Source organism: Pseudonocardia sp. ICBG601 (assembly GCF_020496245.1).
On the sequence record NZ_JAHLJA010000002.1, the window covers coordinates 660373 to 686319 of the forward strand.

Sequence of the window (25947 nt, forward strand, 5' to 3'; positions counted from 1 at the left end):
AGCAGCACGATGACCCCGACCGCAGGCAGCGTCGCCGGCAAGGACGACCCGAAGAAGGTCTCCGTCGCCTCGATGATCGGCACCGCCGTCGAGAGCTACGACTTCTTCATCTACGGCACCGCGGCGGCCGCCTACTTCGGCACCGTCTTCTTCCACACCGACAACGCCCTGATCGGCGTCCTGGCCTCGTTCGCCACGCTGGCGATCGGCTTCGTCTTCCGCCCCCTGGGCGGCTACCTCGCCGGGCACTACGGCGACCGCCTCGGACGCAAGCGCGTCCTGATGTGGTCGCTCATCGTGATGGGCGTCGCCACCGTCCTGGTCGGTGTCCTGCCCACCTACGCCCAGGTCGGTGTGCTGGCCCCGATCCTGCTCGTCGTGCTCCGCATCGCCCAGGGCATCGGCTTCGGGGCCGAGTGGAGCGGGGCGGTGCTCATGGCCGTCGAGCACGCCCCGGAACGACGGCGCGGCTTCTTCGGCGCGGTGCCCCAGATCGGCATCCCGGCCGGTCTGCTGCTGGCCAACGGCGCCTTCCTGCTCTCCGAGCAGATGTTCACCGGCGACTGGGTGTGGCGCGCGCCGTTCCTGGCCTCCGCGGTGATGGTCGGCGTCGGCATGTTCATCCGGATGCGGGTCGCCGAGTCGCCCGAGTTCGACGCGATGAAGGCCTCGGGCGAGATCCGCAAGACCCCCGCCCTCGACGTCCTCCGCAACGACTGGCGGATCGTCCTGCGCATCGTCGGCCTGCGTCTGGCCGAGACCGGCGGCTACTACATCACCACCAGCTTCATGCTGTCCTACGTCGTGCTGGCCTCGCTGACCGACCGGACCACCGTGCTCATCGGCACCCTGGTCGGGTCCGCGCTCGGGCTGGTCAGCCACCTGGCCTTCGGGGCGCTGTCGGACCGGATCGGGCGCAAGCCGGTGTTCCTGTTCGGGTCGGTGTTCACGATCCTCTTCGGTGTCCCGATGTTCCTGCTGGTCAACACCGGTGCCGCGATCGCCGTCGTCGTCGCGGTGGCACTCGGGCTGCTCTTCAGCCACGACCCGATCTTCGCGGTCGAGGCGTCCTGGTTCTCCGAGCAGTTCCCGCGCGACGTGCGGTCCTCGGGCATCTCGCTGGGCTACAACGCGGCCGCGGTCGTCGCCGGTCTGCTGCCCTTCGTCGCCACCGCGCTCTACGGGCTCCTCGGCTGGTACGGCCCGGCGGGTCTGTTCGTGCTGCTCGGGATCATCTCGACCTGGGCGAGCCGGTTCGCCGCGGAGACCGCACCCGCCCGCGTCGGGCCGTCGACCCCGGCCACGGCCGGAGCGCCGGCGCAGGTCCGCTGACGGCCGGGCCGGGCCGTGCCACGCAGGCCGGCCCGGTCCGCCGTCGCTCAGCCGCGGGCCGCGACGACCCCGGCCGCGGCCAGCGGTGCGGTCGCCTCGCCCACGGTCGCGAACCCGTCGCCGCGGGTGTCGCCGCGCAGGTGCCGGGCGTGGATGCCCTCGGCGATCACGGCGACCTTGAGGTAGGCGAGGCCGCGGTGGAACGCCCAGTCCCGCGGCTCGCGCCCGGACGACGCGGCGTAGTGCTCCACCAGCTCGTCGGCACCCGGCATCCGGGGGCTGGTGGAGGCCGCGGCCCCGGCCAGGACCGGGGCGAACACAGGGTCGCCGTAGACGACGTGCAGGGCCAGGTCGGCCAGCGGGTCGCCGAGGGTGGCCATCTCCCAGTCGACCAGCGCCCGGACCACGGTGGGGTCGTCGCGGTCGAGGATGGCGTTGTCGATGCGGAAGTCCCCGTGCACGACGGCGTGGTCGCTCTCGGCCGGGCAGGTCGCGTCGAGCAGGCCGTGCAGGGTGTCGACGTCGGGCAGCTCGCGGGTGGCGACGCGCTGCCACTGGCCGTACCAGCGTTCGACCTGGCGGCGCAGGTATCCGGCGGGGCGGCCGAGCTCGGCCAGGGGGCCGGTGGTGACGTCGACGGCGTGCAGCGCGGCGAGGGTGTCGACCAGGGAGAACGCGGTCGCCCGCACGGTCGGGTCGTCGAGGGCGGCGAGGTCGTCCTCGCTGCGCACCACGATCCCGTCGACGAACCCGGTGAGCGCGAACGGCACCCCGAGTACCGCGTCGTCGGCCAGCGCGACCGCCGGTGCGACCGGGACCCCGCTGCCCGCGAGGGCGGCGACGACCCGGTACTCGCGGCCCATGTCGTGCGCGGAGGGGGTCAGTGTGCCGAGCGGGGGGCGGCGCAGGATCCAGACGTGCTCGCCGTCGGTGACCCGGTAGGTCAGGTTCGACCGCCCACCCGAGACGAGCTCCGCGGTGACCCCGCCGCGGTAGCCGTCGACGTGCTCGCCCAGGAAGGTGTCCAGCGCGGCCAGGTCCAGGCCGTCGGGGCTCATCGGGTGGCCCGCGCGACGGCGCGGCGGGCGATCGACCAGCGGTGGGTCTCCGAGGGGCCGTCGTAGATGCGGAACGGGCGCACCTCGCGCAGGAACCGGCCCAGCAGGACGTCCCCGGAGACGCCGCGGCCGCCGTTGAGCTGCAGGGCCCGGTCGACGACCCGCCAGACGGCCTCCGCGGTGAAGGTCTTGGCGATCGAGACCTCCATGCCGGCGGGGCGGCCCTGGTCGAGCTCCCAGCAGGCGCGCAGGATCAGCCCGCGCGCGGCGGCGATGTCGATCTCGTTGTCGGCGATCATCGCCTGCGCCATCCCGAGGTCGGCCAGCCGTGACCCGAACACCTGCCGCTCCGCGGCCCAGGCCACGGCGATGTCCTGGGCGCGGCGGGCGATGCCCAGCCAGCGCATGCAGTGGGTCAGCCGGGCCGGGCCGAGGCGGACCTGGGCGTAGCGGTAGCCCTCGTCGACCTCGCCGAGCACGGCGTCGTCGGTGATGCGGCAGTCGGAGAACTCGACCTCCAGGTGCCCGCCGTAGAGCGACTCGTCCAGCGTCGGGATGTGGCGGCCGATCGTCATGCCGGGGTTGCCGGCGTCGACCAGGAACATCGTCGCGCCGCCGCGGTCACCGGGGGAGCCGGTGGTGCGGGCCATGACGATCGCGAACGCGGCTCCGTCGGCGCCGGTGATGAACCACTTGCGGCCGTCGATGCGCCAGCCGCCGTCGATCCGGGTGGCCGTGGTGGACAGCGCGTCGGGGTCGGACCCGGCGCCGGGGGAGGGCTCGGTCATCGCGAAGCACGAGCGCACGTCCCCGGCGGCGAGCGGGGCGAGGTAGCGGACCTTCTGGTCCTCGGAGGCGATCCGCTCGAGCAGGTGGATGTTGCCCTCGTCGGGGGCGGCGATGTTCAGCGCGATCGGGCCGAGCAGCGAGTAGCCGGCCTCCTCGAACACCGCGGCGCGGCCGCACATGTCCAGGCCGTGCCCGCCGAACTCGGGGGCGGCGTGCGGGGCGAACACCCCCGCGGCGCGGGCGGCGTCCTGCAGTCGGACCCGCTCCCCGTCCGACGGCAGGACGCCGCCGTGGGCCTCCTCGACCGGGACCACCACCTCCCGGACGAAGCGTGCCGTCCGCTCCGCGAGGTCCTGTACGTGCGCGTCCTGGGCGAGGTCGACCGCCATGTCTCCTCCATCGGCTAATGGGTGTTAGCCATCTTGTAGCAGCATCGCACCATCCGAGGACAGCGTCGGGAGCCACATCTCACACCACGGCTATAGACTGCTAGCCGTGCGGAGCGATCAGATCCGGTCGGCGGCGCTGGCGGAGTTCGCCCGCCGCGGCTACGAGGCGACGACGATGGCCGACATCGGTGCCGCCGTCGGCATCCGCGGGCCGAGCCTCTACAAGCACGTCCGCTCCAAGCAGGAGCTGCTCGCCTCGGTCATCGACGCCACCATGGACGCGCTGATCCGCGAGCACGACGCCGCGGTGGCCGGGATCGACGACCCGGTCGAACGGCTGCGCCGCGCCGTCGAGGCGCACGTGCGCTACCACGCCCGGCACCGCGTGGAGGCCTTCGTCGGCAACCGGGAGCTGCGCAGCCTGACCGAGCCGCACCGGTCGGAGATCCTCGGCAGGCGCGCCGACTACGAGCAGCGCTTCCGGCGGCTGATCGCCGAGGGCGCCGACGCCGGGGTGTTCTCGGTCGCGTCGCCGCAGCTCGCGTCGTACGCGATCCTCGACCAGGGGATGGGCGTCGCGGTGTGGTTCCGCGACGACGCGGGCCCGGGGGAGAACGAGGTCGCCTGGCAGCTCGCGGACTTCGCGCTGCGCCTCGTCGGGGCCGGGCCCGCCGCGCTCAGGCCCCGGTGAACCGGGGCCGCCGGCGCTCGGCCAGCGCCCGCGCGCCCTCCAGGAGGTCGCTGCCGCGCCCGGCCTCGACGACCGAGTCCTGCTCGTCGGCCAGGTGCGTGTGCAGGTCGGTGTCGCCGCTCTGCCGCAGCAGCCGCCGCACCGCGCCGAACGCCCGCGTCGGCCCCGCCGCGACCGACGCCGCGTAGTCGCGTGCCGCCGCGTCGACCTCCCCGTCGGGCACGACCGTCGTCACCAGGCCCCAATCCAGCGCCTCGGCCGCGGTGAGCCGGCGCCCGGTCAGGAACATCTCCTGCGCCCGGCGCAGGCCCACCAGCCGGGGCAGGAACCAGGACACCCCGGCGTCGGAGGTCAGCCCGATGCCGCCGTAGGCGGTGGTGAACACCGCCTCCTGCGCGGCGACGACGACGTCCGCGGCGCACACCAGGCCGAGCCCCACCCCGGCGGCGGCGCCGTGCACCGCGGCGACGACCGGGGCGTCCATCGTGGACAACCGCTCGACGGCGGGGTGGTAGAGGTCGGTGAGGTCGCGCAGCAGCGCGGGCAGCTCCTCGGGCGGGCAGCCGGTGAACAGCCCGATGTCGCCGCCGACGCTGAAGACCTTCTCCCCGCCGGTCAGCAGGACCGCGCGCACCGTCGTGTCCCGGGCGAGCGCGTCGACGGCCCGGGCGAGCTCGGCGCCCATCGTCGCGTCGACGGCGTTGTGCTTCTCGGGCCGGTCCAGCCGCACGGTCGCGACGCCGTCGGCGACCCGCACGTCGAGGGTCGTGTACGGCGGCGCCGCCGCGGCCCACCGCGCGGTGTCGGTGAGCTGTTCGAGCCGGGTGAGCCTGCCGTCGGCGACGGTGACGACGTGGGTGAACGCCGCGTCCAGCGCGCCGCCGCCGCGACGCCCGCGCCCCCGGTAGCGCCCGCTCACCAGCATCCGGCCGTCGGCGGTCGGGGTGAACCGCTCCGGCTCGGCGCGGGCGGCGAAGTTCCGGGCGATACCGCCCCAGCCGTCGCGGCGCATCGCCTCGGCGCCGCGGTGCTCACCGCCGACGCCGCCGGGCATGCCGTCGGCGAGCACGCCGACGAAGTCGGGGTGCAGGATCGCGTCGAGGGTCTCCCGGTCGCCCTCGGCCAGCGCCGGGTAGAGGCGGCGGACCACGGTCTCGTCGTCGGTCGTGCCCATCGTGTCCTCTCCTGCGGTCATCGGCCGTCGAACTCCGGGGCGCGGCGCTCGGCGAACGCGGTGATGCCCTCCCGGACGTCGGCGCGGCCGGCGCCGGCCCTCATCAGCTCGTACTCGGCCATCAGCTGGTCCGCGTGCGTGCGGTCGCCGCTGTCGCGCAGCAGCTGCTTGATCCCGCCGTAGGCCCAGGTCGGCCCGGCGGCGAACTCCCGGGCGAGCGCCCAGCCGGTGTCCTCGAGCTCGGCGCCGGGCACCACCCGTGAGGCCAGCCCGCACTCCAGGGCCTCGGCGGCGCCGACCGGCGTCGAGCGCAGCATCAGGTCCTGCGCGCGGCGCAGGCCCACCAGCCGCGGCAGGTACCAGGAGCTGCCGCCGTCCCCGGTCATGCCGAGCCGGGTGAAGCCGGTCGCCAGCTTGGCGTCGTCGGCGAGGACCACGACGTCGGCGCCCCACAGCAGGCCCAGCCCGCCGCCGCCGACCCCGCCGCGGGCGGCGGCGACGACGGGCACCGGCAGCGCGGACAGCCTGCGCAGGGCCGACCGGTGCCAGGTGCTGATCATCGAGTCCAGGTGCTCGGGCAGCGCGTCGAGGTTGCTGCGGAAGAACCGCAGGTCACCGCCCACGCAGAAGGCCGGGCCGTCGGCGGTCAGCAGCACGCACCGCACGGTGTCGTCGGTCTCCGCGGTGCGGATCGCGGCGTCGAGCGCCTCGACCATGGCCGGATCGATCGCGTTCCCCGCGTCCGGGCGGGTCATCCTGATCTCGGCCACCCCCTCGGTGACCCGGTAGGTGGCTCGGTCTGCGTGCATCGCGTCCTCCCGAACGGCGTCCCCGGCGTTGACGTCGAATCTCGCATAAGTTTATTCTCGATTCAAATCTGGTCGACGAAAGGTGCTGCGATGCCGCCGCGTTCCGGTCCCCGTCTGGTGGTCGTCGGGGCGTCCCTCGCCGGTCTGCGGGCCGTCGAGGCCGCCCGCGACGCCGGCCACACCGGCCCGGTGACGCTGGTCGGCGCCGAGCCGCACCTGCCCTACGACCGGCCGCCGCTGTCGAAGGCCTTCCTCGAGGACGGGGAGGCCCCCGACGTCCGCTTCCGCGAGGAGGAGCACCTGCGCTCCGACCTCGGCGTGGACCTGGAGCTGGGTGCGCCCGCGACCGGGCTCGACGCCGACGCCCGCGAGGTCGTCGTCGGCGACCGACGGATCGGCTACGACGCCCTGGTGGTCGCCACCGGTGCGCGGGCCCGCAGGCTGCCCGGCGACCTCGCCGGGCTGCACACCCTGCGCACCCTCGACGACGCCGCCGCCGTGCGGGCCGCGCTCGACGCGGGGGCCCGCACCGTCGTCGTCGGCGCGGGGTTCATCGGCTCCGAGGTCGCCTCCGGCGCCCGCAGGAGGGGACTGCCCGCCACCATCGTCGAGGCGCTGCCCACCCCGCTGGTGCGCGCGGTCGGCGAGCAGATGGGCGCGGCGCTGTCCCGGCTGCACGAGGCACACGGCACCGACCTGCGCTGCGGCGTCGGCGTCGACGCCGTGGAGGGGACCGACCGGGTCACCGGTGTCCGGCTGAGCGACGGCACCGTGCTGCCCGCGGACCTCGTCGTCGCCGGGATCGGGGCCACCCCGGACACGGAGTGGCTGGAGGGCTCGGGCGTCGGGCTGCAGGACGGCGTCCTGGCCGACGAGACGCTCGCGACCGCGCTGCCCGGGGTGTACGCCGCGGGCGACGTCGTCCGCTGGCGCAACCCGCTGTTCGCCGACCTGCCGACCGGTGGCCTGATGCGCATCGAGCACTGGACCAGCGCCGCGGAGCAGGGCGCCCGCGCCGCGCGGAACGCACTCGACCCGGCCGCAGCGACGCCCTACGAGACGGTGCCCTACTTCTGGTCGGACTGGTACTCCAGCCGCATCCAGTTCGTCGGGGTCGCCGCCGCCGACGAGATCCGGGTCGTCTCCGGCTCGGTGGAGGAGGGCCGCTTCGTGGCCCTGTACCGCACCGGGGACCGGCTGACCGGCGCGCTGACGCTCGACCGTCGCGCCGACGTCATGAAGTACCGCGTCCGCATCGGACGCCGCACGAGCTGGGCGGACGCACTCGCGTTCGCCGAGGAGCGCAACGCCGCGGCCGTCGCGGCGGGCCACTGATCGACGCAGGAAGAGGAACTCATGGGCGAGGCCTACATCGTCGACGCCGTCCGGGCCCCGGTGGGCCGGCGCAAGGGCGGCCTGGCCGCGGTGCACCCCGCGGACCTCGGCGCGCACCCGATCCGGGCGCTGGTGGAGCGCACCGGCGTCGACCCGGCCGCGATCGACGACGTCGTCTACGGCTGCCTGGACACCATCGGCGCCCAGGCCGGGGACATCGCGCGCACCGCGGCCCTGGTCGCCGGGCTGCCCGAGTCCGTGCCCGGCACCACCGTCGACCGGCAGTGCGGGTCCAGCCAGCAGGCGGTCTCCTTCGCCGCGCAGGCGGTCATGGCGGGCACCCAGGACCTCGTCGTCGCCGGTGGCGTGCAGGTCATGTCCCAGTACCCGATCCTGTCCTCGTTCACCGCGGGCGAGCCGTTCGGGGCGACCGACCCGTGGACGGGCAGCGTCGGCTGGGAGGCCCGCTACGGCAACCAGGAGATCAGCCAGTTCCGCAGCGCGGAGATGATCGCCGAGAAGTGGAACCTCTCCCGCGAGGACATGGAGGTCTTCGCGCTGGAGAGCCACCGCCGCGCGCTCACCGCGATCGAGGAGGGCCGGTTCGACCGCGAGATCGTGCCCTTCGGCGAGGTCGTCCGGGACGAGGGCCCGCGGGCCGACACCTCCCTGGAGAAGCTCGCCGCCCTGAAGACCCTGACCGACGGCGGCCGGCTCACCGCCGGGGTGTCCAGCCAGGTCTCGGACGGCACGGCGGCGCTGCTCATCGCCTCGGAGTCGGCGGTGCGCGACCACGGGCTGACCCCGCGGGCGCGGATCCACCACGTGTCGGTGCGCGGCTCGGACCCGGTGTGGATGCTGACCGCGCCCATCCCTGCGACCGAGTACGCGCTCAAGCGCACCGGCCTGACGATCGACGACATCGACACCGTCGAGATCAACGAGGCGTTCGCCTCGGTCGTGCAGGCCTGGCTGATCGAGACCGGCGCCGACCCGGCGAAGGTCAACCCCAACGGCGGCGCGATCGCCCTGGGCCACCCGCTCGGCGCGACCGGTGCCCGGCTGATGACCACGATGCTGCACGAGCTGGAGCGCACCGGGGGCCGCTACGGCCTGCAGACCATGTGCGAGGGCGGCGGCCAGGCCAACGTCACGATCATCGAGCGGCTCTGATGGGCACCGCCGTCGTCGTCGAGGCCGTCCGGACCCCGGTCGGCAAGGGGAAGGCCGGGGGAGGGCTGTCCGGGGTGCACCCGGCCGACCTGCTCGCCGGCCAGCTCGTCGCGCTGGTCGAGCGGGCGGGCATCGACCCGGCGCTGGTCGAGGACGTGATCGTCGGCTGCGCCCAGCAGGTGGGGGAGCAGGCCGGCAACATCGGGCGCAACGCGGTGCTCGGGGCCGGGTTCCCGGAGAGCGTGCCGAGCACCACCCTGAACCGGCAGTGCGGGTCCAGCCAGCAGGCCGCGGCGTTCGCCGCGCAGGCGGTCATGGCCGGCGTGCACGACGTCGTGATCGCGGCCGGGGTGGAGTCGATGAGCGCGGTGCCGATCGGCAGCGCGCGCGCCGGCGCCGGGGCCCGGCACGCGGCCCGCTACCCGGACGGGCTGGTCAACCAGGGCATCTCGGCGGAGCTCGTGGCCCAGCGCTGGAAGCTCGACCGCGACGAGCTCGACGCCTACTCCGCCGAGTCGCACCGCCGCGCCGCGGCGACCTGGGCCGAGGGCGGCTTCGACGCCGAGGTCGTCGCGGTCCCGGAGGCACCGGACCTGGTCACCGACGAGACCGTCCGCGGCACGACGACCGCCGAGGGCCTGGCCGGGCTGCGGCCGTCGTTCCGGACCGACGGGGCCCTCGCCCGCTTCCCGGACGTCGACTGGAAGATCACCCCGGGCAACTCGTCGCCGCTGACCGACGGTGCGTCCGCGGTGCTGGTCATGAGCGAGCGCCGCGCCGTGGAGCTGGGTCTGCGCCCGCGCGCCCGGTTCCACGCGTTCTCCGTGGTCGGCGACGACCCGCTGATGATGCTGACCGGGCCGATCCCGGCCACGCACGCGGTGCTGGCCCGCAGCGACCTGGGCATCGGCGACATCGACGCCTACGAGGTCAACGAGGCGTTCGCGCCGGTCCCGCTGGCCTGGGCCCGCGAGTTCGGCGCGGACCCGGCCCGGCTCAACCCGCGCGGCGGGGCGATCGCGCTGGGCCACGCGCTCGGCTCGTCGGGGACCCGGCTGCTGGTGACGATGCTGCACCACCTGGAGGCCACCGGCGGCCGCTACGGCCTGCAGACGATGTGCGAGGCCGGTGGCATGGCCAACGCGACGATCATCGAGCGGCTCTGAGGGGACGGCGGGCCGCCCCCGCGGGTCAGCACCCGCGGAAGACGGCCCGCCGCTTCTCGACGAACGCGGCCCGGCCCTCGGCGTAGTCGTGGGTCGTGGCGTGGCGCTGCTGCAGCGTCGCCTCCAGCTCCAGCTGGTCGGCGAGGCGTCGCTGGGCTGCGGCGCCGAGCGCCTGCTTGGTGCTCGCCAGCGCGACCGTCGGCGCCTGCGCGAGCCGCTGTGCGAGGGTCTCCGCCTCCGCGGCGAGGCGCCCGACGGGGTGCACGGCGTTGACCAGGCCCCACCGGAGCGCGGTCTCGGCGGGCAGCCGGTCGCCCAGCATGCACAGCTCGGCGGCCCGGGTCAGCCCGATCCGCTCGGCCAGGAACGCGGTCGTCCCACCGTCGGGCATCACCCCGATCCGGACGAAGGCGAGCAGCAGGTAGGCGTCGTCGGCGGCGACGAGCAGGTCGCAGGACAGGGCGAGGGACACCCCGAGCCCGGCGCAGGCGCCCTGGACCGCGGCGACGAACGGCTTCGGCGCGGCCCGGATCCCGGTGACGATCGGGTTGTAGATCTCGCGCAGCCGGCTCGACAGGTCCGGGTCGCCCTCCGGGGTCAGGTCGCGGGCGTTCTTCACGTCGGCGCCCGCGCAGAATGCGCGGCCCGCCCCGGTGACGAGCACCGCCCGCACCGTGTCGTCCGCCGACGCGCGGCGGACCGCGTCCAGCAGCTCGGAGCCCATCTGCGGGGTCCAGGCGTTCAGGGCGTCCGGCCGGTGCAGCTCGATCCGGGCGAGCCCGTCGCCGGTCGTGTAGCGCAGGTCCTCGTAGCGCGGGGTCACCCCCGCAACCTACATTGAACTCAGATTCGAAAACAGAGGAGACCGTGTGACCGTGGAGCTCGCCGAGCAGACGCAGGACTGGACCGAGCCGGGGGCGCACCCCGTGCTGCCGGGGGTGCACCGGATCCCGTTGCCGTTGCCCACCGACGGCCTGCGCGCGGTCAACGTGTACGTGATCGAGGGCGCCGACGGCCCGACGCTGGTCGACTCCGGCTGGGCCGGCGCCGACGGCGACGCCCTCACCCGCGGGCTGCGCGCGCTCGGGTACTCCCCGGCCGACGTCGCGCAGGTGGTGGTCACCCACGCCCACCACGACCACTACACCCAGGCGCTGACCCTGCGGGCGGAGCACGGGACCCGGGTCCTGCTGGGCCGCGGGGAGGAGCCGACGGTCACCGCGCAGACCCACCCCCTCGACCACCCGGCCCCGCAGCCCCCGCTGGTGGCCCGGGCCGGCGCAGCGGACCTCGCACGCGAGTACGCCGCGCTGGTGGCGGCGATCGAGCAGTCCGACACGACCCCGTGGGGTCCGCCGGACGTCTGGCTCGACGACGGCGGGACCGTCCCGACCGGGCGGGGGGACCTGGAGGTGCGGGCCACCCCGGGGCACACTCGCGGACACGTCGTGCTGCGCGACACCGCACGGGGCGCGCTGTTCGCCGGCGACCACGTGCTCCCGCACATCACGCCCTCGATCGGCTACGAGCGCGCCCCCGAGCCCACCCCGCTGCGCAGCTACCTGGACTCGCTGCGGCTGGTCCGGGACCTGCCCGACGCCCTGCTGCTGCCCGCACACGGGCCGGTGACCCGCAGCGTGCACACCCGGGTCGACGAGCTGCTGGCCCACCACGAGCAGCGCCTGGCCGCCGCGGCCGACCGGGTCCGCGCCGGGGACGACACGGCCTGGGCGGTCGCCGCGGCGCTGCCGTGGACCCGGCGCGCGCAGCACGTGTCGCAGCTGGCGACCGAGCACGCGGCGCTGGCGGTGCTGGAGATCGCGGCCCACCTCGACGTGCTCGTCATGGCGGGGGAGCTCGTCGCGGCCGACGGTGCCGACGGCGTCCGCCGCTACGCCACCACCTGAGACGCCCGACGCGCCGCCACCCGGGCACGGGCGACGGCGCGTCGGCGGGGAGCGGAGGTCAGACGGTCGCGGTGAGCGGGAAGTCCGCGAGGATGCGCTCGGTGACGAGCTTGGCGGTCTCCGCGCATGCCGTCGTGCCACCGTTGGCGTACTCCTTGACGCCGTCGCCGACGTTCCAGAGGTTCGCGATCGGGGTCTCCGAGGTCAGGTCGTACCCGGCGACGGCGCGCTGCGGCGGCCAGCCGTCGCGCATGACGGCCACGGACAGGATCCGGGCGCCGTCGAAGCCGGGGACCTGCTCCTGGAGGTCCTTCTTCAGCAGCGCCACCTCGGCGTCGGCGTCGAAGTCGCCGACCGAGGGCTTGGGCACCGACGCCGCGACGTAGAGGTTCCAGCCGTCGGGGGCCATCTCCGGGCAGGTGTCGGTGAAGTTCGCGACGTAGCAGAGCCGCTCGGACTTCGAGAACAGCAGCATCCCCGGCACGTCCACCAGGCGCTCACGGCTGGCGAAGTTCACCGCGAGCATCGAGCACGGACGGTCCTTGATCCGGACCTGCTCGCGGTAGTCGGCCGGCAGGTTCTCCTCGCCGACCATGGCGACGGTGCCCGCGGGACCGGTGTCGCTGACCGCGACCCGGCAGGTGACCTCGACCCGCTCCCCGTCGCGGACGACGGTGGCGCCGGTGACCCGGCCGTCGGCGACGTGCAGCCGCTCGACCTCCGAGGACAGCCACACCTGCCCGCCGTTGCGGGCGACGGAGTCCGCCAGCGACTGCCAGACCCCGATGGTCCCGGCGGGGCAGAACCCGAACCGCTTGAACGCGGACTTGCGGGTGAAGTAGGTGAGGAACACCCGGGCGGGCAGCTCCTCGGAGCCGACGGCGAACACCGAGGCGCACATGTTGCGGAACACGCCCTGGACGGCCTCGTTCTTCGAGTACTTCCCGACCCACTCCGCGGTGGACATCTCGCTGCCGGGCAGCGCGTCGTCGTCGGTGCGGGCGGCGCCGATGCCCGAGAGCAACTTCGCTCCCTGCCGGGTGAGCTGGGAGAGCAGCATGCCCCAGCCGCCGCGGGTGACGTCGAGGTTCTTCCCGCCGACCCGGTACAGCACGGGGACCTGCGGGGTGCGGACGTCGAACTCGGCGCCGACCTCGGCGAAGGTCTCCTCGGTGATCCCGCCGACCTCGATCACGATGGCCCCGTCGTTGACGAGGAAGCCGTCGATGTCGGTGGTCGACGCGCGACCGCCGACCTTGTCGAGCCGCTCCACGACGAGGGTGCGGTAGCCGGCGTGGGCCAGCCGGGCGGCGGCGAACAGGCCACCGGCCCCCGCTCCCACCACGAGCGCGTCGAACGCGGTGTCGGACTCGATGGGCGCCACGGGTCATCTCCTTCGGTCGCTTCTTTTAATCGACAGTAAATTAATGCCGTGGCCGGGTCAACCGCCCGGTGCGAGACCCTCCCGCACGATCGTCTGCGCGGTGCGCACGGTGTCGGCGAGGTCGCCGCGGTCGGGGCGCCACCACTCCGGCGCCCAGTTCAGCGCCCCCATCACCAGCATCCGCGCCGCGTGCGGGTCCAGCTCCGGGTCGAGCTGTCCGGCGGCCCGTGCGTCGTCGACCAGGCCGCGCCACAGGGCGCCGTAGCGGCGCTGGTCGCGCAGCTGGACGTCGCGGATGCCCTGCGGGAGCTGGGCGGCGTTGCGGATCGCCGCGGCGGCGTACTCCGAGTCGCGCAGCACGATCTCCAGGTGGGCGCGCACCGCGGTGGCGATCCGGTCCATCGGCGGCGTCCCGTCCGGGAGGGCGGCGAGCTCGTCGTGGACGTGGGCCATCGTGCGCCGCAGCCCGACCTGCACGACCTCCTGGATCAGCTCGTCGCGGGAGGCGAAGTGGTAGTAGATCGCCGGGGCCTGGAGGCCGGCGAGCCCGGCGATGTCGAGCAGCCGGGTGCCGGCGTAGCCGCTGCGGTTCAGCACGACCGCCGCGGCGTCGAGGATCCGTTCGCGGGTCCGCGCCGAGCGCGGCGCGGACCCGGTGCCCGCGCGGCGCGGCCCCCGTCGCCGGTCCGGTCCGTCCGTCATCGCGTCAGGCTACTGTCTAATCGTAATAAGAAAAAAGACCTGGAGGCGTGGCATGGACGAGGTGGAGCGCGGTCGTGGACCGCTGGCCGGCCGGACGGTCGTCGAGCTGGCGGGCATCGGGCCGGGGCCGTTCGCCTGCATGGCGCTGGCCGACCTCGGCGCCGAGGTGATCCGGATCGACCGGCCCGCGGCCGGGCCGCTCTCGACGGCGCCGCCCGCGGCCGACGTGCTCAACCGCGGCAAGCGGTCGGTCGTGCTGGACCTCAAGCGTCCCGAGGCGGTGGAGGCCGTGCTGACCCTCGCCGGACGCGCGGACGTGCTGGTCGAGGGGAACCGGCCGGGCGTCGCCGAGCGGCTGGGGGTGGGGCCGGACGCGGTGTGGGCGCGCAACCCCCGGCTGGTCTACGGCCGGATGACCGGCTGGGGTCAGGACGGCCCGCTCGCCCACACCGCCGGCCACGACATCGGCTACATCGCGCTGACCGGCGCCCTGCACGCCATGGGCGAGGCGGGCGGCCCGCCGCAGATCCCGCTCAACCTCGTCGGCGACTTCGGGGGCGGGTCCACCTACCTGGTGATCGGGGTGCTCGCGGCGCTGCTGGAGGCCGAGCGCACCGGGCGCGGCCAGGTCGTCGACGCCGCGATCGTCGACGGCGCGTCGCACCTGCTCGCCGCGATCCACGCCATGCTCGGCTCCGGCCGCTGGGAGGACCGGCGCGGGGTCAACATGCTCGACGGCGGCACCCCATTCTACGCGGTCTACGCGACCGCCGACGGCGGGCACATGGCGGTCGGGTCGCTGGAGCCGAAGTTCTACGCCGAGCTGCTGCGGCTGCTGGAGATCCCGCGCGAGGTGGCGGCGCCGGAGGACCAGCAGGACCGGAGCCGGTGGCCCGCGCTGCGGGCCGCGCTCGCCGCGCGCTTCGCCACCCGCACCCGCGACGAGTGGACCGCCGTCTTCGACGGCACCGACGCCTGCGTCGCGCCGGTGCTGGGGCTGCGCGAGGCCGCCGCCCACCCGCACGTCGCCGCCCGGGGGAGCGTGGCCGACACCGGCGGGGTGCTGCAGCCCGGCCCGGCGCCCCGGTTCTCCGGCCACCCCGTCACCGCACCCGCCGCGCCACCGGCCCGCGGGCGCGACACCCGGGAGGTGCTGGCCGGCGCCGGCCTGGACGTCGACGCCCTGCTGGCCTCGGGGGCGGCACAGGAGGCGTAGCCGCACCCGGCCCGGTGACCGGCCGCGGTCCGCCGGCGACATCGGCACCGGCCGCACCACGGGGTCCCGGGTCGTCCTGCCGGCGGCGTCCCGGACGGTGGGCCCGCGGTGCGCGACGCGGCCGGGCGCACCGCGTCGCGCAGCGGACCTCCGGACCTCAGGACATCCCGGACGCCGCGAGCGGGTCGTACCCGGCGCCGGACAGCAGCGTCTGCATCTGGCGCCGGCGCACCCCGATGTTGGACCCCTCGATCACCGGGTAGGCCAGCGCCTCGTCCAGGAGCCGCTTGAGCGGGAACCCGTTGTCGTAGGCCGAGACCCCGACCACCCGGATCAGGTCGTTGATCACCTCGACCGCGGTGTCGGAGCCGAGGACCTTCGCGTGCAGCGCCCACTCCAGGCCGTGCGGGTCACCGGACAGGGCCGCGTCCAGCGCCCGCCACGACAGCAGCCGGACCGACTCGATCCGCGCCTTCGCGTTCGTCAGGACGTCGGCCACCGCCTGGTGCTCGATGATCGGGACGGCGCCGCCCCGGTGCTCGGTGGTCGCGAACCGGAGTGCGATCTCGAACGCCCGGCGCATCGCCGCGACGGAGAACGTGCCGATCGAGGCCCCGCTGCCGACGAACGCGGCACGGGTCAGGTCGACGCCCTGCCCCTCGGCGCCGAGCAGGTTGCCGCGGGGCACGCGGACGTCGCGCAGCCGGATCCGCGCGGTGAGGCACCCGCGCAGGCCGGGCAGGTCGTAGAGGTGCTCGACCTCGATGTGTCCGGCCAGGTGCTCCCGCTCGGCGACGACGAGCGACACCCCGCCCGGGGCGCGGCAGACGATCGTCATGATGTCGGGACCGTCACCGTCCCACCCGGGCAGGTGCGACGCCCACGCCTTCGTCCCGTTGACGAGGTAGTGGTCGCCGTCCGGTTCCGCCGTGGTCCGGACCCCTTCGGCCGGGGCGGGCGCGTCGAAGTTCGCGCTGCCACCCGGCTCGGAGTACGCCATCGCCGCGACCGGTGCGCCGGCATCGGCCAGGAACGGCGCGACGAAGCGCTCGATCTGCTCCGGGGTGCCGACCTGGTAGACCGGCACCAGCGCGATCAGCGGCCCGGCCATCGAGATCACGAAGTCCGGGCTGTGGGCGGCCCACTCCTCGATCAGGATCGCGGCGTCGACGCCGTTGCCCGCGGCGCCGCCGAAGGGCACCGGGATCAGCCCCTTGAGGAAACCGGCCGCCACCGCCTGCTCGAACGCCGGCCGGGCGAGGTCGGCACGCCGGGCCGGATCCGGCTCGTTCCGCACGGCCTCGGCCAGATCCGCCAGGTGCGCCTCGGCGAACTGCCGGGCCACCTTCTTCAGCTGCTCCTGCTCGGGTGAGAGCGAGAACGACACCGCCATCGTCGACCTCCGTCGTCAGTCATGCGATCGACGCCAGTATCACGGCGGGACACCGGCCGGTCCGTTCAGTCCGTGCACGCTTCCCGTGCAGTTCGTGCATCGCGGCGGGCCTCGCTCGGCGACCGGCCGAACGCACGCCGGAAGGCCCGGCTGAACGACGACGGGCCGTCGTACCCCACCGCCGCGGCGACCTCGGTGACCGCCGGCGCGGCGCCCGGGCCGGCGAGCAGCGCCGCGGCCCGCTCCATCCGACGGCGGCGCAGCAGCGCGGCGAAGCTCTCGCCGCCGGCGCTCACGGCGGCGTGCAGCGTGCGCGGAGCGACGCCGAGCTCCCGGCTCACCGACGCCACGCCGAGTGCCGGGTCCCCCAGACCGCGGTCGATGCAGCGCAGGGCCGCGGTCCGCAGCGCGGCCCGCGGGTCCCTCGCGGCGGCGCCCTGCCCGCCGGCGACGCCGCACAGCGCCGAGACGAGGGCGGCCTCGACGTCGGGGGCGCCCGGCCCGGGCTCGACCTCCCACATGGCCCGCACGAGACCGGTCACCACGGCCCCCGCCCCGTCGGCGCCCCAGGCCCCGGCGAGCAGGTCCCGGACCGTGTCACGGCGGCTGCTCAACAGCGCGTGCGGCACCCGGTAGGACACCATCTCCCACGGCGCGTCGAACGCGAACCGGTACGGCTCGGTGGTGTCGACGACGGTGAACTGGCCGGGCCGCACCACCGACCGGCGACCGGCCTGCTCCACCCCGCACTCGCCGACCGTCTGGAGGTTGACGAAGACGTAGTCACCGTCGGTCCTGGCGACCTCCCGGCGCCCGTGGGTGGTCGTCTGCGGCTGCGAGCCGAGGGACGCCCGGACGACCGAGTCGAGCGACCGCGTCTCGACCCGGCTCGCGAAGCCGTGACCCGCGACGGTCGACGCCGGCGACAGCGGGACGAAGGCCTCGCAGATGATCTCCCTCCAGTACGCGAACTGCTCGCTCGCGGGCTGGGAGGACACGTCCCACACCGTCATGCCGCGCCTCCGTGGTCCGCCGGGCCCACACCATCGTCGGCACCGCCGTGACATCAGCGTCGCGTCCCGATCACGTCCGGGTCAACAGCCGGTCGGCCGGCTCGGGAGACGCGCTCCGGCCGGGCCCCGGTGTGGGCCGGACGGACGATTGCCCGCTCCATCCAGCGTTGTCTAATCTACGAGCGATTAAACATCGACGAGGAGGCCGACGATGCCCGCCCCGATCGCGCACCGCCGAGCGGCCCTGGAGGCACGCCACCCGACGTGGCAGCCCCGCACGCTCGACGGGTTCCTGGACGACTGCGCCCGCGAGTTCCCCGACCGGCCGCTCGTCGTCACCGACGACCGCACCCTCGACTACGCCGGCGCCGCCGAGTGGACGGCCCGGCTCGCCGGCGGGCTGGCCGCGCTCGGCGTCCGCCCGGGCGACCGGGTCGGCCTGCTCATGGCCAACCACCTGGAGTTCGTGCCGCTGAAGTTCGCGGTCGCGCGGGCCGGCGCGGTCGCCATCCCGTTCAACTTCCTCTACCGCCGCGACGAGCTCGCCTACGTGCTGCGCCAGTCCCGCTGCACGGTGCTCGTCACGATGACCGGCTACGGCGACCTCGACCACCTCGCCCTGCTCGACGAGGTGGCCCCCGGCTGGGAGCACGGCCCCACCGCCGAGCTCCCGGACCTGCGCGCGGTCGTCCAGCTGCCGACGGTGCGCCCGGCCCGGCCCGGCGTGACGACGGTGGAGGAGCTGGGTGCCCTCGGCGAGCCGGTCGCGGCCGGGTCCACCGGGGTCGCCCCGGGCGACCTGGGCGACATCCTCTACACCTCGGGCACCACGGGGTCGCCGAAGGGGGTGATGATCACCCACGACGCCGTCCTGCGCACCGGCTACGCCTCCGCGCTGACCCGCGCCTTCGAGGACGGGCGCCGCATCCTGTTCTCGCTGCCCTGCTACCACATGTTCGGCTACGTCGAGGGCCTGGTCGCGGCCATGTTCGTGGGCGGGGCGATCGTCCCGCGGCTGGCGTTCTCCGCGGCCGACTACTTCGACGGCATCGAGCGGCACCGCGCGACCGAGATCCTCTGCGTGCCCACCATGACCGTCGCCCTGCTGGAGCACCCCGACCGTTCCGCGCGCGACCTGTCCTCGGTGTTCGCCGTGCTCTCCGGCGCCGCGCCCGCGCCGGTGTGGCTGTGGGAGCGGGTCCGCGCCGAGCTGGGGATCTCCGAGATCACCACCGGCTACGGGATGACCGAGTGCGGCGGCGCGATGACGATGACGCTGCCCGAGGATCCCCTGGAGCAGCACTCGGCGACCGTCGGGCGGGTCAAGCGCGCCGGGGTGGCCGGGCTGCCCGACCACGACGGCGACCTGTGCCACTACCGGACCTGCGACCCGATGACCGGCGAGGAGCTGCCGGCCGGGACGGAGGGGGAGCTGGTGTCGTCCGGGCCCACCCACATGCTCGGGTTCTGGGACAAGCCCGAGGAGACCGCCGCCGCCCTGCGCGGGGGCCGGGTGTTCTCCGGCGACCTGGGCCGGGTCCGCGACGACGGCTACCTGGAGATCACCGGCCGCAGCAAGGAGCTCTACAAGAGCGGCGGCGAGCTGGTGATGCCCAAGGAGATCGAGGAGCTGATCACCCGCCACCCCGGGGTCAGCCAGGCCTACGCCGTCGGCGTCGCGGACGACCGGTGGGGCGAGGTCGGGTGCCTGTGGATCGTCCCGGAGCCGGGCGCGACCGTCGACCCGGACGCGGTGCTGGCGCTCTGCCGGGAGAAGCTCGCCCGGTTCAAGGTGCCCAAGCACGTGCTGGTGACCACCGCCGAGGACCTGCCGACCACCCCGACCGGCAAGGTCCAGAAGTTCCGGCTCGCCCGGCGCGCCGCCGAGGTGCTGGGCTGAGAAGGGGTCGGGCCCCGGGCGGCGCCCGGGGCCCGACCCTGTCGTGCCCTCAGGCGTCGAGCTGGTCGCGCAGCACGAACTTCTGGACCTTCCCCGACGGCGTCATGGGCAGCTCGTCGACCAGGAACCAGCGCACCGGCACCTTGTACGGGGTGAGCCGCTCCAGGCAGTGCGCGGCCAGCTCGTCGGTGAACCCGGGCTCCTGCGGCTCGTGGGTCACCACCGCGGCGGCGACGATCTCGCCCCAGGTGGGGTCCGGCAGGCCGACCACGGCCGACGCGGCCACGGCCGGGTGCTCGGCCAGCGCGACCTCGATCTCGGCCGGGGCGATGTTCTCGCCGCCGCGGATGATGAGCTCCTTCAGCCGGCCGGTCAGGGTGATCATGCCGCGGTCGTCCATCGAGCCGAGGTCGCCGGTGTGCACCCAGCCCTCGTCGTCGACGGTCGCGGCGGTGGCGCCGGGGTCGTCGTAGTAGCAGAGCATCTGGTTGTAGCCGCGGGCGCAGACCTCGCCGACGGTGCCGAGCGGCACGACGTCGCCGGTGGCGGGGTCGACGATCCGCGCCCCGGTGTGCGGCAGCGGGCGGCCGACGCTGCGGACGAGGTCGTCGGCGGTGTCGGAGCGCCGCGTCAGGCTCAGCACGGGGGAGAGCTCGGTCTGGCCGTAGAGGTTGTGCACGAAGGCGCCGAAGGTCTCCCGGACGGCGGTGATCATCGACCCGGGGACGGTCGCGGCGCCGACCAGGACGGTGTCCAGCGCCGGTGCCTGGCCGTCGCGGCGGCGCGCCTCGTGCAGCACCGCGCCGAGCACCGTCGGCACGCTCATCAGGATCGTCGCGCGCTCGTCGTGCATCGCGTCGAGCACGGCGCCGGGCTCGAACCGCTCGATCAGCACCACCGTGCCGCCCAGCACCGCGGGGCCCAGCGTCGAGATGACGCAGCCCGCGGTGTGGAAGGTCGGCAGCGGCGCGACGGCGACGGCGCCGTCGCGGGCCTCGGCGGTGTACATGGTGAGCCGGGCGTTGTTCAGCAGCGAGCGGTGCGCCAGCAGCACGCCCTTGGGGCGCCCGGTGGTCCCGGAGGTGAACTGCATCATCGCCGGGGCGTCCGGCGCGCTGCGCTCCGGCATGTCGGGCGAGCCGCCGTCGAGCGGCGTGCCGTGCAGCCGGTCGGTGTCGGACAGGCTGACCACGTGGGCGAGACCGGCCACCCGCGGCACGACGTCGGCGACGACGCCGGTCAGGTCGTGGTCGCGCACCCGGTCGGCGTGCAGCAGGACCGTCGAGCGGGACAGGGTGAGTGCGTACTCCAGCTCGCCCGGGCGCAGGGCCGGGTTGAGCGCCACCAGCACGACCCCCGCCAGGCCCGCCGCGTACTGGACGATCGTCCACTCCGCGACGTTCGGCGCCCAGATCGCGACGTGCCCGCCGGGCCCGGCGAGCTCCAGCAGGGTCCCGGCGACCCGGCTCGCCTCGTCGAGCAGCTCGGCGTAGGTCCAGCGGCCGGCGCTGCCGTCGTGCCGGGTCGCGACGAGCGCGACGGTGTCCGGGTGCGCGGCGGCCTGCTCGCGCAGGAGACCGCCGACCGTGCCCTCGACGAGGCCGGGGCCGGGGCCCTCGAGCCACTCGGAGCGCCCGGTCGCCGGGGCGGGGGAGGTGGAGCTGACGGCCTGCGTGCTCATGACGGGCCTCCGTGAGGCGGGAGAGGGCGTGGACCGATCGAATAAACGAACCTAGATAAAATTCCGGTCGGGTCAACCGCCGGTCGGAGCCGACAGCCCGCGCCGGACGATCGTCCGGGCGGTCCGGACCAGGGACTTCAGCGAGCCGCGCCCGGGGCTCCACCACTCGCACGCCCAGTTGAGCGCGCCGAGCACCAGCATCCGGGCCGCCCGCGGGTCGAGCCCGTCCCGCAGCTCGCCCGCGTCACGGGCGGCCTCGACGAGCTCGCGCCAGAAATCGCTGTAGCGCTGCTGCTCCGCCAGCTGCCGGGTGCGGACCTCCGGGGGCAGCTGCTGGGTGTTGCGGATCGAGGCGACCGTGTAGTCGGAGATGCGGAGCACGACCTGCAGGTGGGCCTCGACCGCGCAGCAGATGCGGTCCATCGCCGTCGCCCCGGCCGGCAGCTCCTGCACCTGCGCCCGCACGTGCTCCAGGTTGCGCACCATGCCCGCCACCACGACCTGTTCGACCAGGTCCTCGCGGGAGTCGAAGTAGTAGTAGACGGCCGGCGGCCGGACCCCGGCCAGCCGCGCGACGTCGGCGAGCCGGGTCCCGGCGTACCCGCGCGTCGCGAGCAGCGACGCCGTCGCGTCCAGGATCCGGCGCCGGGTCCGCGCCGACTTCTCGCCGGGGCCCCGGACGCCCGCCGTCCGGACCGTGTGGGCGCGGGGCACGACGTCAGTACGACGCGGGCAGGCCCAGGCTGCGCTGGGCGACGAAGTTCAGAACCATCTCCCGGCTGACCGGCGCGGTCTTGAGCATCCGGGCGACGAACCACAGGTCGGCCAGGCCGTACTCCAGCGACAGGCCGTTCCCGCCGTGGCTCTGGATCGCCTGGTCCAGGGTGCGCAGCGAGGAGTCGGCCGCGGCGAACTTCGCGATGTTCGACGCCTCCGCGGCGTCGGCGCCCGCGTCGAACAGCTCGGCGGCGCGGTAGGTCATCAGCCGCGACAGCTGGGTCCCGATGTAGGCCTCGGCCAGCGGGTGCGCGACGCCCTGGTGCGAGCCGATCGGCACGCCCCACACCTGGCGCTCGTTGGCGTAGCCGGTGGCCTTGTCCAGCGCGTAGCGGGCGATCCCGTTGGAGATGCAGGCCGCGGTGATCCGCTCCGGGTTGAGCCCGGCGAACACCTGGCGCAGGCCGTTGCCCTCGTCGCCGATCAGCGCCTCGGGGCCGACCCGCACGTCGTCGAGGAACACGGTGAACTGGTGCTCGGGCTGCTGCAGCGCCGCCGGGATGGTCTGCCAGGTCAGTCCCTCGGCGTCGGTCGGCACGACGAACAGCGACAGCGGGTGGCGCCCGCCCGGCCCCGGCTCGGGCTGCCGGGTCACGACCAGGACGGCGTCCGCCTCGTCGATGCCCGAGGTCCAGTACTTCTGCCCGCGGATCCGCCAGCCGTCGCCGTCGGGGTGGGCGGTGGTGGTGATCTCGTGGCTGTTCGAGCCCGCGTCCGGCTCGGTGATCGCGAACGCCATCTTGAGCGAGCCGTCGGCGATCCCCGGCAGCCAGCGCTCCTTGAGCTCGTGCGAGCCGTGCGCGTCGATGATCGACCCGCAGATCGCGGGGGAGATGACCATCATCAGCAGCGGGACGCCCTGCGACGAGGCCTCCTCGACGACCACGGCGAGGTCGCTCATGGTGCCGCCGCCACCGCCGTAGGCCTCGGACAGGTGCACGCCCAGGAACCCGGCCGCGCCGAGCTCCTTCCACAGCTCGGTCGGCTCCTCGTGGGCCTTCGCCTTCTCCATGAAGTAGCTGTGGCCGTAGCGACCGACCAGGGTCGCCACCGCGTCGCGCAGTGCCGCGCGCTCCTCGGTGTCGGCGACGATCAGCGAGCTGGGCATCGGTGTCTCCTCGGGGGCCCGGATATTTTTCTAATTCAGAATAGGTAACAGGGTGGGGCTCCGTCAACGCGGCCGGAGCGGCTCAGGGCATCGACGAGCCGCCGCCGACGGCCACGACCTGGCCGGTGACCTGGTGCGCCGCGGTCTCCGAGGCCAGCCAGGCGACCGCGTTGCCGACGTCGGCCGGGGTGGTGCGCCGGCGCAGCGCCTGGGTGCGGACGATCGCGTCGACCTGGTCCGGCGCGAACAGCGCGTCCGCCCCGCCCGCCCAGACCGAGCTCGGACCCACGTGGTCGTCCTCGGGGGGCAGGACCAGCCCGGGGGCGACGACGTTGCTGCGGATCCCGAACCGGCCGTTCTCCCGCGCCACCGTGCGGGCCAGCGAGATCAGCGCCGCCTTGGTGCCGCCGTAGATGCCCTGGCGGACGGCGCCGTAGGCGGCGTCGCTGGACAGGAACACGATCGCGCCCCGGCCGGCCTCGCGCATCGGGCCGAGCACGGCCTGCGTGCAGTCGATCGCGGCGAACAGGTTCACCTCGACCGTGCGCCGCCAGAGGTCCCGGTCGGTCTGCTCGGCGAACCAGCCGGGCCTGCTCCACCCGGCGTTGTTGACCAGCACGTCCACCCCGCCCCAGGCCGCCACCGCCTGCGCGGTCACCCGGGCGCCCGCGCCCTCGGCGGTCAGGTCGGTCGCGCACGCGGCCGCGTCCGGTGCGCCGAGGTCGCGCAGCTCGCCCGCGACCCGTTCGGCCTGCTCGCCGTCGATGTCGACGACCAGTACCCGCGCCCCCTCCGCCGCCAGGACCCGGGCGATGCCCCGCCCGATGTTGGCCCCCGCCCCGGTGACGACGACCCGTGCGTCGCGCAGTCCCAGATCCACTGTGCCTCCCGTTCTCCGGCCCGGTCTTTCGACGCGGGATTAAACACCGGTACGGCCGCGGCGTCGCCGTCTTGACACCGGACGGACGGCCGTGATGTCCTCTTGCGCGAGATTAATCAATGTTAAAAACGAGACCGTCCTGGGGGAGCAATGGTGCAGTCCCGGCCCGACCACGACCCGGTATCGGTGGGGTCGCTCGAGTTCTGGTCGCTGACCCCCGAGGGGCGCGAGGAGCGACTCCGGATCCTGCGCGACGAGCGTCCGGTCAGCTGGCAGCGCCCCGCCGAGGGGTCGATGCTGCCGCAGGAGGACGACGCCGGCTTCTGGGCGATCACCCGGCACGCCGACATCCAGGCCGTCAGCAAGGACCCGGCGACCTTCTGCTCCGGGCAGGGCGTGATGATCGAGGACGTCCCGAGCGACATCCTGGAGGCGGCCAGCTCGTTCCTCGCGACCGACGCACCACGGCACACTCAGCTGCGCCGGCTCGTCAGCGCCGCGTTCACCCCGCGCCAGGTCAAGAAGATCGAGGACCAGATCGCGGACCAGGCCCGCCGGATCGTCGACGAGCTGATCGCGACCGGGGACTGCGACTTCGTCGACCAGGTCTCCCGCCGGCTGCCGATGTGGACGATCTACGAGATGTGCGGCCTGTCCCCGGAGCGCCGCGACGCCGCCGCGCACGCCGCCGACGGCATGGTGTCCTGGTCGGACGCCGACGTCCGCGCCGGGCTGGAGCCCGCCGACCTGCTCAACCAGTCCCTGGTCACCCTCATCACGATCGGGCTGGAGCTCGCCGACGACCGGCGCGAGAACCCCCGCGACGACCTCATGACCAGCCTCGTGCAGGCCGAGGTGGACGGCGAGAGCCTCAGCGAGGAGGAGATCGCGGCGTTCTTCGTGCTGCTGTCGGTGGCGGGCAACGACACCACCCGCAACACGATCAGCCGCACGATGGAGGCGCTGACCCGGTTCCCGGACCAGCGCAAGATCCTCCAGGCCGACTTCGACGGCACGATCGGCACCGCCACCGACGAGTTCGTCCGCTGGGCCAGCCCGGTCATGACCTTCCGCCGGGTCGCCACCCGCGACGTCGAGCTGCACGGGCAGCAGATCCGCGAGGGCGACTGGGTCGTCATGTTCTACGCCTCGGGCAACCGCGACGAGCGGGTGTTCACCGACCCGCACGTCTTCGACGTCACCCGCTCGCCGAACCCGCACGTGGGGTTCGGCGGCGGCGGGCCGCACTTCTGCATGGGCAACATGCTGGCGCGGACCCAGCTGCGCGCGCTGTTCGGCGAGCTGCTGCACCGGGTGCCCGACCTGCGGACCGGCGAGCCCGTGCAGCTCGTCGGCAACTTCGTGGACGGCGTGAAGTCCATGCCGTGCACGCTCAACCTGTGAGGAGGAACCACCGATGCGTGTGGTGGTCGACTACGACAAGTGCACCGGGCTGGGACTGTGCGAGTCGCTGGCCCCCGACTTCTTCGAGGTCGCCGACGACGGCTCGCTGAACCTGTTGCAGGCCGAGGCCGACGAGGCGCAGCGCTCGGAGCTGGAGGAGGCCTGCCGGGCCTGTCCCACCGAGGCGCTGCGGATCGAGGGATGAGTGCGATGACCAGGGTGTTCGACTCCGTCGAGGAGCTGCTGACCGCGGAGGGCGAGTCCTTCGGGCCCACCGACTGGACCGAGATCGACCAGCGCCGGGTGGACCTGTTCGCCGAGGCCACCGGCGACCACCAGTGGATCCACACCGACCCGGAGCGGGCCGCGTCCGGCCCGTTCGGCCGGACCATCGCGCACGGCTTCCTGACCCTGTCGCTGCTGCCGCGGCTGCTGAACGAGCTCTACACCGTCGACAACGTCCGGATGGGCATCAACTACGGGCTCAACAAGGTCCGCTTCCCCGCCCCCGTCCCGGTCGGCTCGAAGGTCCGGCTCGCCGCCGAGATCGCGTCGGTGCGCCGTGGCGAGGGCTTCGTCGAGGTCACCGTGCGCTCGACGCTCGAGGTCGAGGGCTCGGCCAAGCCCGCCTGCGTCATCGAGAGCGTCGGCCGGCTCTACCCCTGA

The 25947-nt window shown here is 74.3% G+C and carries 24 protein-coding genes; 11 read left to right on the forward strand and 13 right to left on the reverse strand.

Annotated features, from left to right (window positions below; all coding sequences use genetic code 11):
- Positions 1-9 precede the first annotated feature (9 nt).
- Positions 10-1332, forward strand: coding sequence for an MFS transporter (locus tag KPL57_RS03025; protein WP_226350355.1), 1323 nt, complete (start codon positions 10-12; stop codon positions 1330-1332).
- 47 nt (positions 1333-1379) lie between these two features.
- On the opposite strand, the gene KPL57_RS03030 is transcribed toward KPL57_RS03025, so the two are convergent.
- Positions 1380-2390: a phosphotransferase family protein gene (locus KPL57_RS03030; RefSeq protein ID WP_226350356.1), complete on the reverse strand. Its 1011-nt coding sequence runs from the start codon at positions 2388-2390 to the stop codon at positions 1380-1382.
- Positions 2387-3568, reverse strand: coding sequence for an acyl-CoA dehydrogenase family protein (locus KPL57_RS03035; RefSeq protein WP_226350357.1), 1182 nt, complete (start codon positions 3566-3568; stop codon positions 2387-2389). Before KPL57_RS03035 ends, KPL57_RS03030 begins: the two co-directional genes overlap by 4 nt.
- A 106-nt stretch (positions 3569-3674) precedes the next feature.
- On the opposite strand from KPL57_RS03035, the gene KPL57_RS03040 reads away from it, so the two are divergent.
- Positions 3675-4259: a TetR/AcrR family transcriptional regulator gene (locus KPL57_RS03040; protein ID WP_226350358.1), complete on the forward strand. Its 585-nt coding sequence runs from the start codon at positions 3675-3677 to the stop codon at positions 4257-4259.
- On the opposite strand, the gene KPL57_RS03045 is transcribed toward KPL57_RS03040, so the two are convergent.
- Complete coding sequence (locus KPL57_RS03045) at positions 4246-5454, reverse strand: enoyl-CoA hydratase-related protein (protein WP_226350359.1); 1209 nt, start codon at positions 5452-5454, stop codon at positions 4246-4248. The genes KPL57_RS03040 and KPL57_RS03045 overlap by 14 nt on opposite strands.
- Positions 5451-6242, reverse strand: a complete 792-nt coding sequence (locus tag KPL57_RS03050) for an enoyl-CoA hydratase/isomerase family protein (RefSeq protein ID WP_226350360.1) — start codon at positions 6240-6242, stop codon at positions 5451-5453. The genes KPL57_RS03045 and KPL57_RS03050 overlap by 4 nt, the downstream gene beginning before the upstream one ends.
- Positions 6243-6332: 90 nt before the next feature.
- Between KPL57_RS03050 and KPL57_RS03055 the strand changes: the two genes are divergently transcribed.
- Genes KPL57_RS03055 through KPL57_RS03065 form a run of 3 tightly spaced genes read left to right on the forward strand, consistent with a single transcriptional unit; the run spans position 6333 to position 9916 of the window.
- Positions 6333-7577: an NAD(P)/FAD-dependent oxidoreductase gene (locus KPL57_RS03055; RefSeq protein ID WP_226350361.1), complete on the forward strand. Its 1245-nt coding sequence runs from the start codon at positions 6333-6335 to the stop codon at positions 7575-7577.
- Positions 7578-7598: 21 nt separating this feature from the next.
- A complete protein-coding gene (locus KPL57_RS03060) occupies positions 7599-8750 on the forward strand; it encodes an acetyl-CoA C-acetyltransferase (RefSeq protein WP_226350362.1) in 1152 nt (383 codons plus the stop codon).
- Entirely contained in the window at positions 8750-9916 is a 1167-nt protein-coding gene (locus tag KPL57_RS03065) for a thiolase family protein (protein WP_226350363.1), read from the forward strand. Before KPL57_RS03060 ends, KPL57_RS03065 begins: the two co-directional genes overlap by 1 nt.
- A gap of 25 nt (positions 9917-9941) precedes the next feature.
- Here the strand turns inward: KPL57_RS03065 and KPL57_RS03070 are convergent, their stop codons facing one another.
- Entirely contained in the window at positions 9942-10739 is a 798-nt protein-coding gene (locus tag KPL57_RS03070; protein ID WP_226350364.1) for an enoyl-CoA hydratase/isomerase family protein, read from the reverse strand.
- 46 nt (positions 10740-10785) lie between these two features.
- Between KPL57_RS03070 and KPL57_RS03075 the strand changes: the two genes are divergently transcribed.
- Complete coding sequence (locus KPL57_RS03075; protein ID WP_226350365.1) at positions 10786-11823, forward strand: MBL fold metallo-hydrolase; 1038 nt, start codon at positions 10786-10788, stop codon at positions 11821-11823.
- Positions 11824-11881: 58 nt separating this feature from the next.
- Here the strand turns inward: KPL57_RS03075 and KPL57_RS03080 are convergent, their stop codons facing one another.
- Both KPL57_RS03080 and KPL57_RS03085 read right to left on the reverse strand, forming a co-directional pair.
- The gene (locus tag KPL57_RS03080) at positions 11882-13207 is read right to left on the reverse strand and encodes an NAD(P)/FAD-dependent oxidoreductase (protein WP_226350366.1); all 1326 of its coding nucleotides are present in this window, start codon (positions 13205-13207) and stop codon (positions 11882-11884) included.
- Between the two features lie 57 nt (positions 13208-13264).
- Positions 13265-13909, reverse strand: a complete 645-nt coding sequence (locus tag KPL57_RS03085) for a TetR/AcrR family transcriptional regulator (protein ID WP_226350367.1) — start codon at positions 13907-13909, stop codon at positions 13265-13267.
- A gap of 52 nt (positions 13910-13961) precedes the next feature.
- Here KPL57_RS03085 and KPL57_RS03090 point away from each other — a divergent pair, with 52 nt between their 5' ends.
- On the forward strand, positions 13962-15125 hold the full coding sequence (locus KPL57_RS03090) for a CaiB/BaiF CoA-transferase family protein (RefSeq protein WP_226350368.1): 1164 nt from the start codon (positions 13962-13964) through the stop codon (positions 15123-15125).
- Between the two features lie 157 nt (positions 15126-15282).
- On the opposite strand, the gene KPL57_RS03095 is transcribed toward KPL57_RS03090, so the two are convergent.
- Positions 15283-16518, reverse strand: a complete 1236-nt coding sequence (locus KPL57_RS03095) for an acyl-CoA dehydrogenase family protein (RefSeq protein ID WP_226350369.1) — start codon at positions 16516-16518, stop codon at positions 15283-15285.
- Positions 16519-16583: 65 nt separating this feature from the next.
- Positions 16584-17531 (reverse strand): helix-turn-helix domain-containing protein, encoded by a 948-nt coding sequence (locus KPL57_RS69270; protein ID WP_308252766.1) that lies wholly within the window; start codon positions 17529-17531, stop codon positions 16584-16586.
- Positions 17532-17742: 211 nt separating this feature from the next.
- On the opposite strand from KPL57_RS69270, the gene KPL57_RS03110 reads away from it, so the two are divergent.
- Complete coding sequence (locus tag KPL57_RS03110; RefSeq protein ID WP_226350370.1) at positions 17743-19431, forward strand: class I adenylate-forming enzyme family protein; 1689 nt, start codon at positions 17743-17745, stop codon at positions 19429-19431.
- Between the two features lie 49 nt (positions 19432-19480).
- Here the strand turns inward: KPL57_RS03110 and KPL57_RS03115 are convergent, their stop codons facing one another.
- The 4 genes from KPL57_RS03115 to KPL57_RS03130 form a co-directional block, all read right to left on the reverse strand.
- On the reverse strand, positions 19481-21112 hold the full coding sequence (locus KPL57_RS03115) for an AMP-binding protein (RefSeq protein WP_226350371.1): 1632 nt from the start codon (positions 21110-21112) through the stop codon (positions 19481-19483).
- Between the two features lie 72 nt (positions 21113-21184).
- Positions 21185-21826: a TetR/AcrR family transcriptional regulator gene (locus KPL57_RS03120; RefSeq protein WP_226350372.1), complete on the reverse strand. Its 642-nt coding sequence runs from the start codon at positions 21824-21826 to the stop codon at positions 21185-21187.
- Positions 21827-21830: 4 nt separating this feature from the next.
- Entirely contained in the window at positions 21831-22997 is a 1167-nt protein-coding gene (locus KPL57_RS03125) for an acyl-CoA dehydrogenase family protein (RefSeq protein WP_226350373.1), read from the reverse strand.
- Between the two features lie 82 nt (positions 22998-23079).
- Positions 23080-23877: an SDR family NAD(P)-dependent oxidoreductase gene (locus KPL57_RS03130; protein ID WP_208823282.1), complete on the reverse strand. Its 798-nt coding sequence runs from the start codon at positions 23875-23877 to the stop codon at positions 23080-23082.
- Between the two features lie 150 nt (positions 23878-24027).
- Here KPL57_RS03130 and KPL57_RS03135 point away from each other — a divergent pair, with 150 nt between their 5' ends.
- From KPL57_RS03135 to KPL57_RS03145, 3 genes are read left to right on the forward strand one after another with little or no spacing between them, the layout of a single operon-like run.
- Positions 24028-25281 carry a cytochrome P450 gene (locus tag KPL57_RS03135; RefSeq protein WP_226350374.1) on the forward strand — a complete coding sequence of 418 codons (1254 nt, stop codon included), beginning with the start codon at positions 24028-24030 and terminating at the stop codon, positions 25279-25281.
- A gap of 13 nt (positions 25282-25294) precedes the next feature.
- Entirely contained in the window at positions 25295-25486 is a 192-nt protein-coding gene (locus KPL57_RS03140; RefSeq protein WP_178376531.1) for a ferredoxin, read from the forward strand.
- A 5-nt stretch (positions 25487-25491) separates the two neighbouring features.
- Positions 25492-25947, forward strand: a complete 456-nt coding sequence (locus KPL57_RS03145) for a MaoC family dehydratase (protein WP_178376532.1) — start codon at positions 25492-25494, stop codon at positions 25945-25947.

Coding starts and splice junctions, on each gene's coding strand:
- KPL57_RS03025 (WP_226350355.1), top strand. CDS start 10: ATGACCCCGACCGCAGGCAGCGTCGCCGGCAAGGACGACCCGAAGAAG.
- KPL57_RS03030 (WP_226350356.1), bottom strand. CDS start 2,390: ATGAGCCCCGACGGCCTGGACCTGGCCGCGCTGGACACCTTCCTGGGC.
- KPL57_RS03035 (WP_226350357.1), bottom strand. CDS start 3,568: ATGGCGGTCGACCTCGCCCAGGACGCGCACGTACAGGACCTCGCGGAG.
- KPL57_RS03045 (WP_226350359.1), bottom strand. CDS start 5,454: ATGACCGCAGGAGAGGACACGATGGGCACGACCGACGACGAGACCGTG.
- KPL57_RS03050 (WP_226350360.1), bottom strand. CDS start 6,242: ATGCACGCAGACCGAGCCACCTACCGGGTCACCGAGGGGGTGGCCGAG.
- KPL57_RS03055 (WP_226350361.1), top strand. CDS start 6,333: ATGCCGCCGCGTTCCGGTCCCCGTCTGGTGGTCGTCGGGGCGTCCCTC.
- KPL57_RS03060 (WP_226350362.1), top strand. CDS start 7,599: ATGGGCGAGGCCTACATCGTCGACGCCGTCCGGGCCCCGGTGGGCCGG.
- KPL57_RS03065 (WP_226350363.1), top strand. CDS start 8,750: ATGGGCACCGCCGTCGTCGTCGAGGCCGTCCGGACCCCGGTCGGCAAG.
- KPL57_RS03085 (WP_226350367.1), bottom strand. CDS start 13,909: ATGACGGACGGACCGGACCGGCGACGGGGGCCGCGCCGCGCGGGCACC.
- KPL57_RS03090 (WP_226350368.1), top strand. CDS start 13,962: ATGGACGAGGTGGAGCGCGGTCGTGGACCGCTGGCCGGCCGGACGGTC.
- KPL57_RS03095 (WP_226350369.1), bottom strand. CDS start 16,518: ATGGCGGTGTCGTTCTCGCTCTCACCCGAGCAGGAGCAGCTGAAGAAG.
- KPL57_RS69270 (WP_308252766.1), bottom strand. CDS start 17,531: ATGACGGTGTGGGACGTGTCCTCCCAGCCCGCGAGCGAGCAGTTCGCG.
- KPL57_RS03110 (WP_226350370.1), top strand. CDS start 17,743: ATGCCCGCCCCGATCGCGCACCGCCGAGCGGCCCTGGAGGCACGCCAC.
- KPL57_RS03115 (WP_226350371.1), bottom strand. CDS start 21,112: ATGAGCACGCAGGCCGTCAGCTCCACCTCCCCCGCCCCGGCGACCGGG.
- KPL57_RS03125 (WP_226350373.1), bottom strand. CDS start 22,997: ATGCCCAGCTCGCTGATCGTCGCCGACACCGAGGAGCGCGCGGCACTG.
- KPL57_RS03135 (WP_226350374.1), top strand. CDS start 24,028: ATGGTGCAGTCCCGGCCCGACCACGACCCGGTATCGGTGGGGTCGCTC.
- KPL57_RS03140 (WP_178376531.1), top strand. CDS start 25,295: ATGCGTGTGGTGGTCGACTACGACAAGTGCACCGGGCTGGGACTGTGC.
- KPL57_RS03145 (WP_178376532.1), top strand. CDS start 25,492: ATGACCAGGGTGTTCGACTCCGTCGAGGAGCTGCTGACCGCGGAGGGC.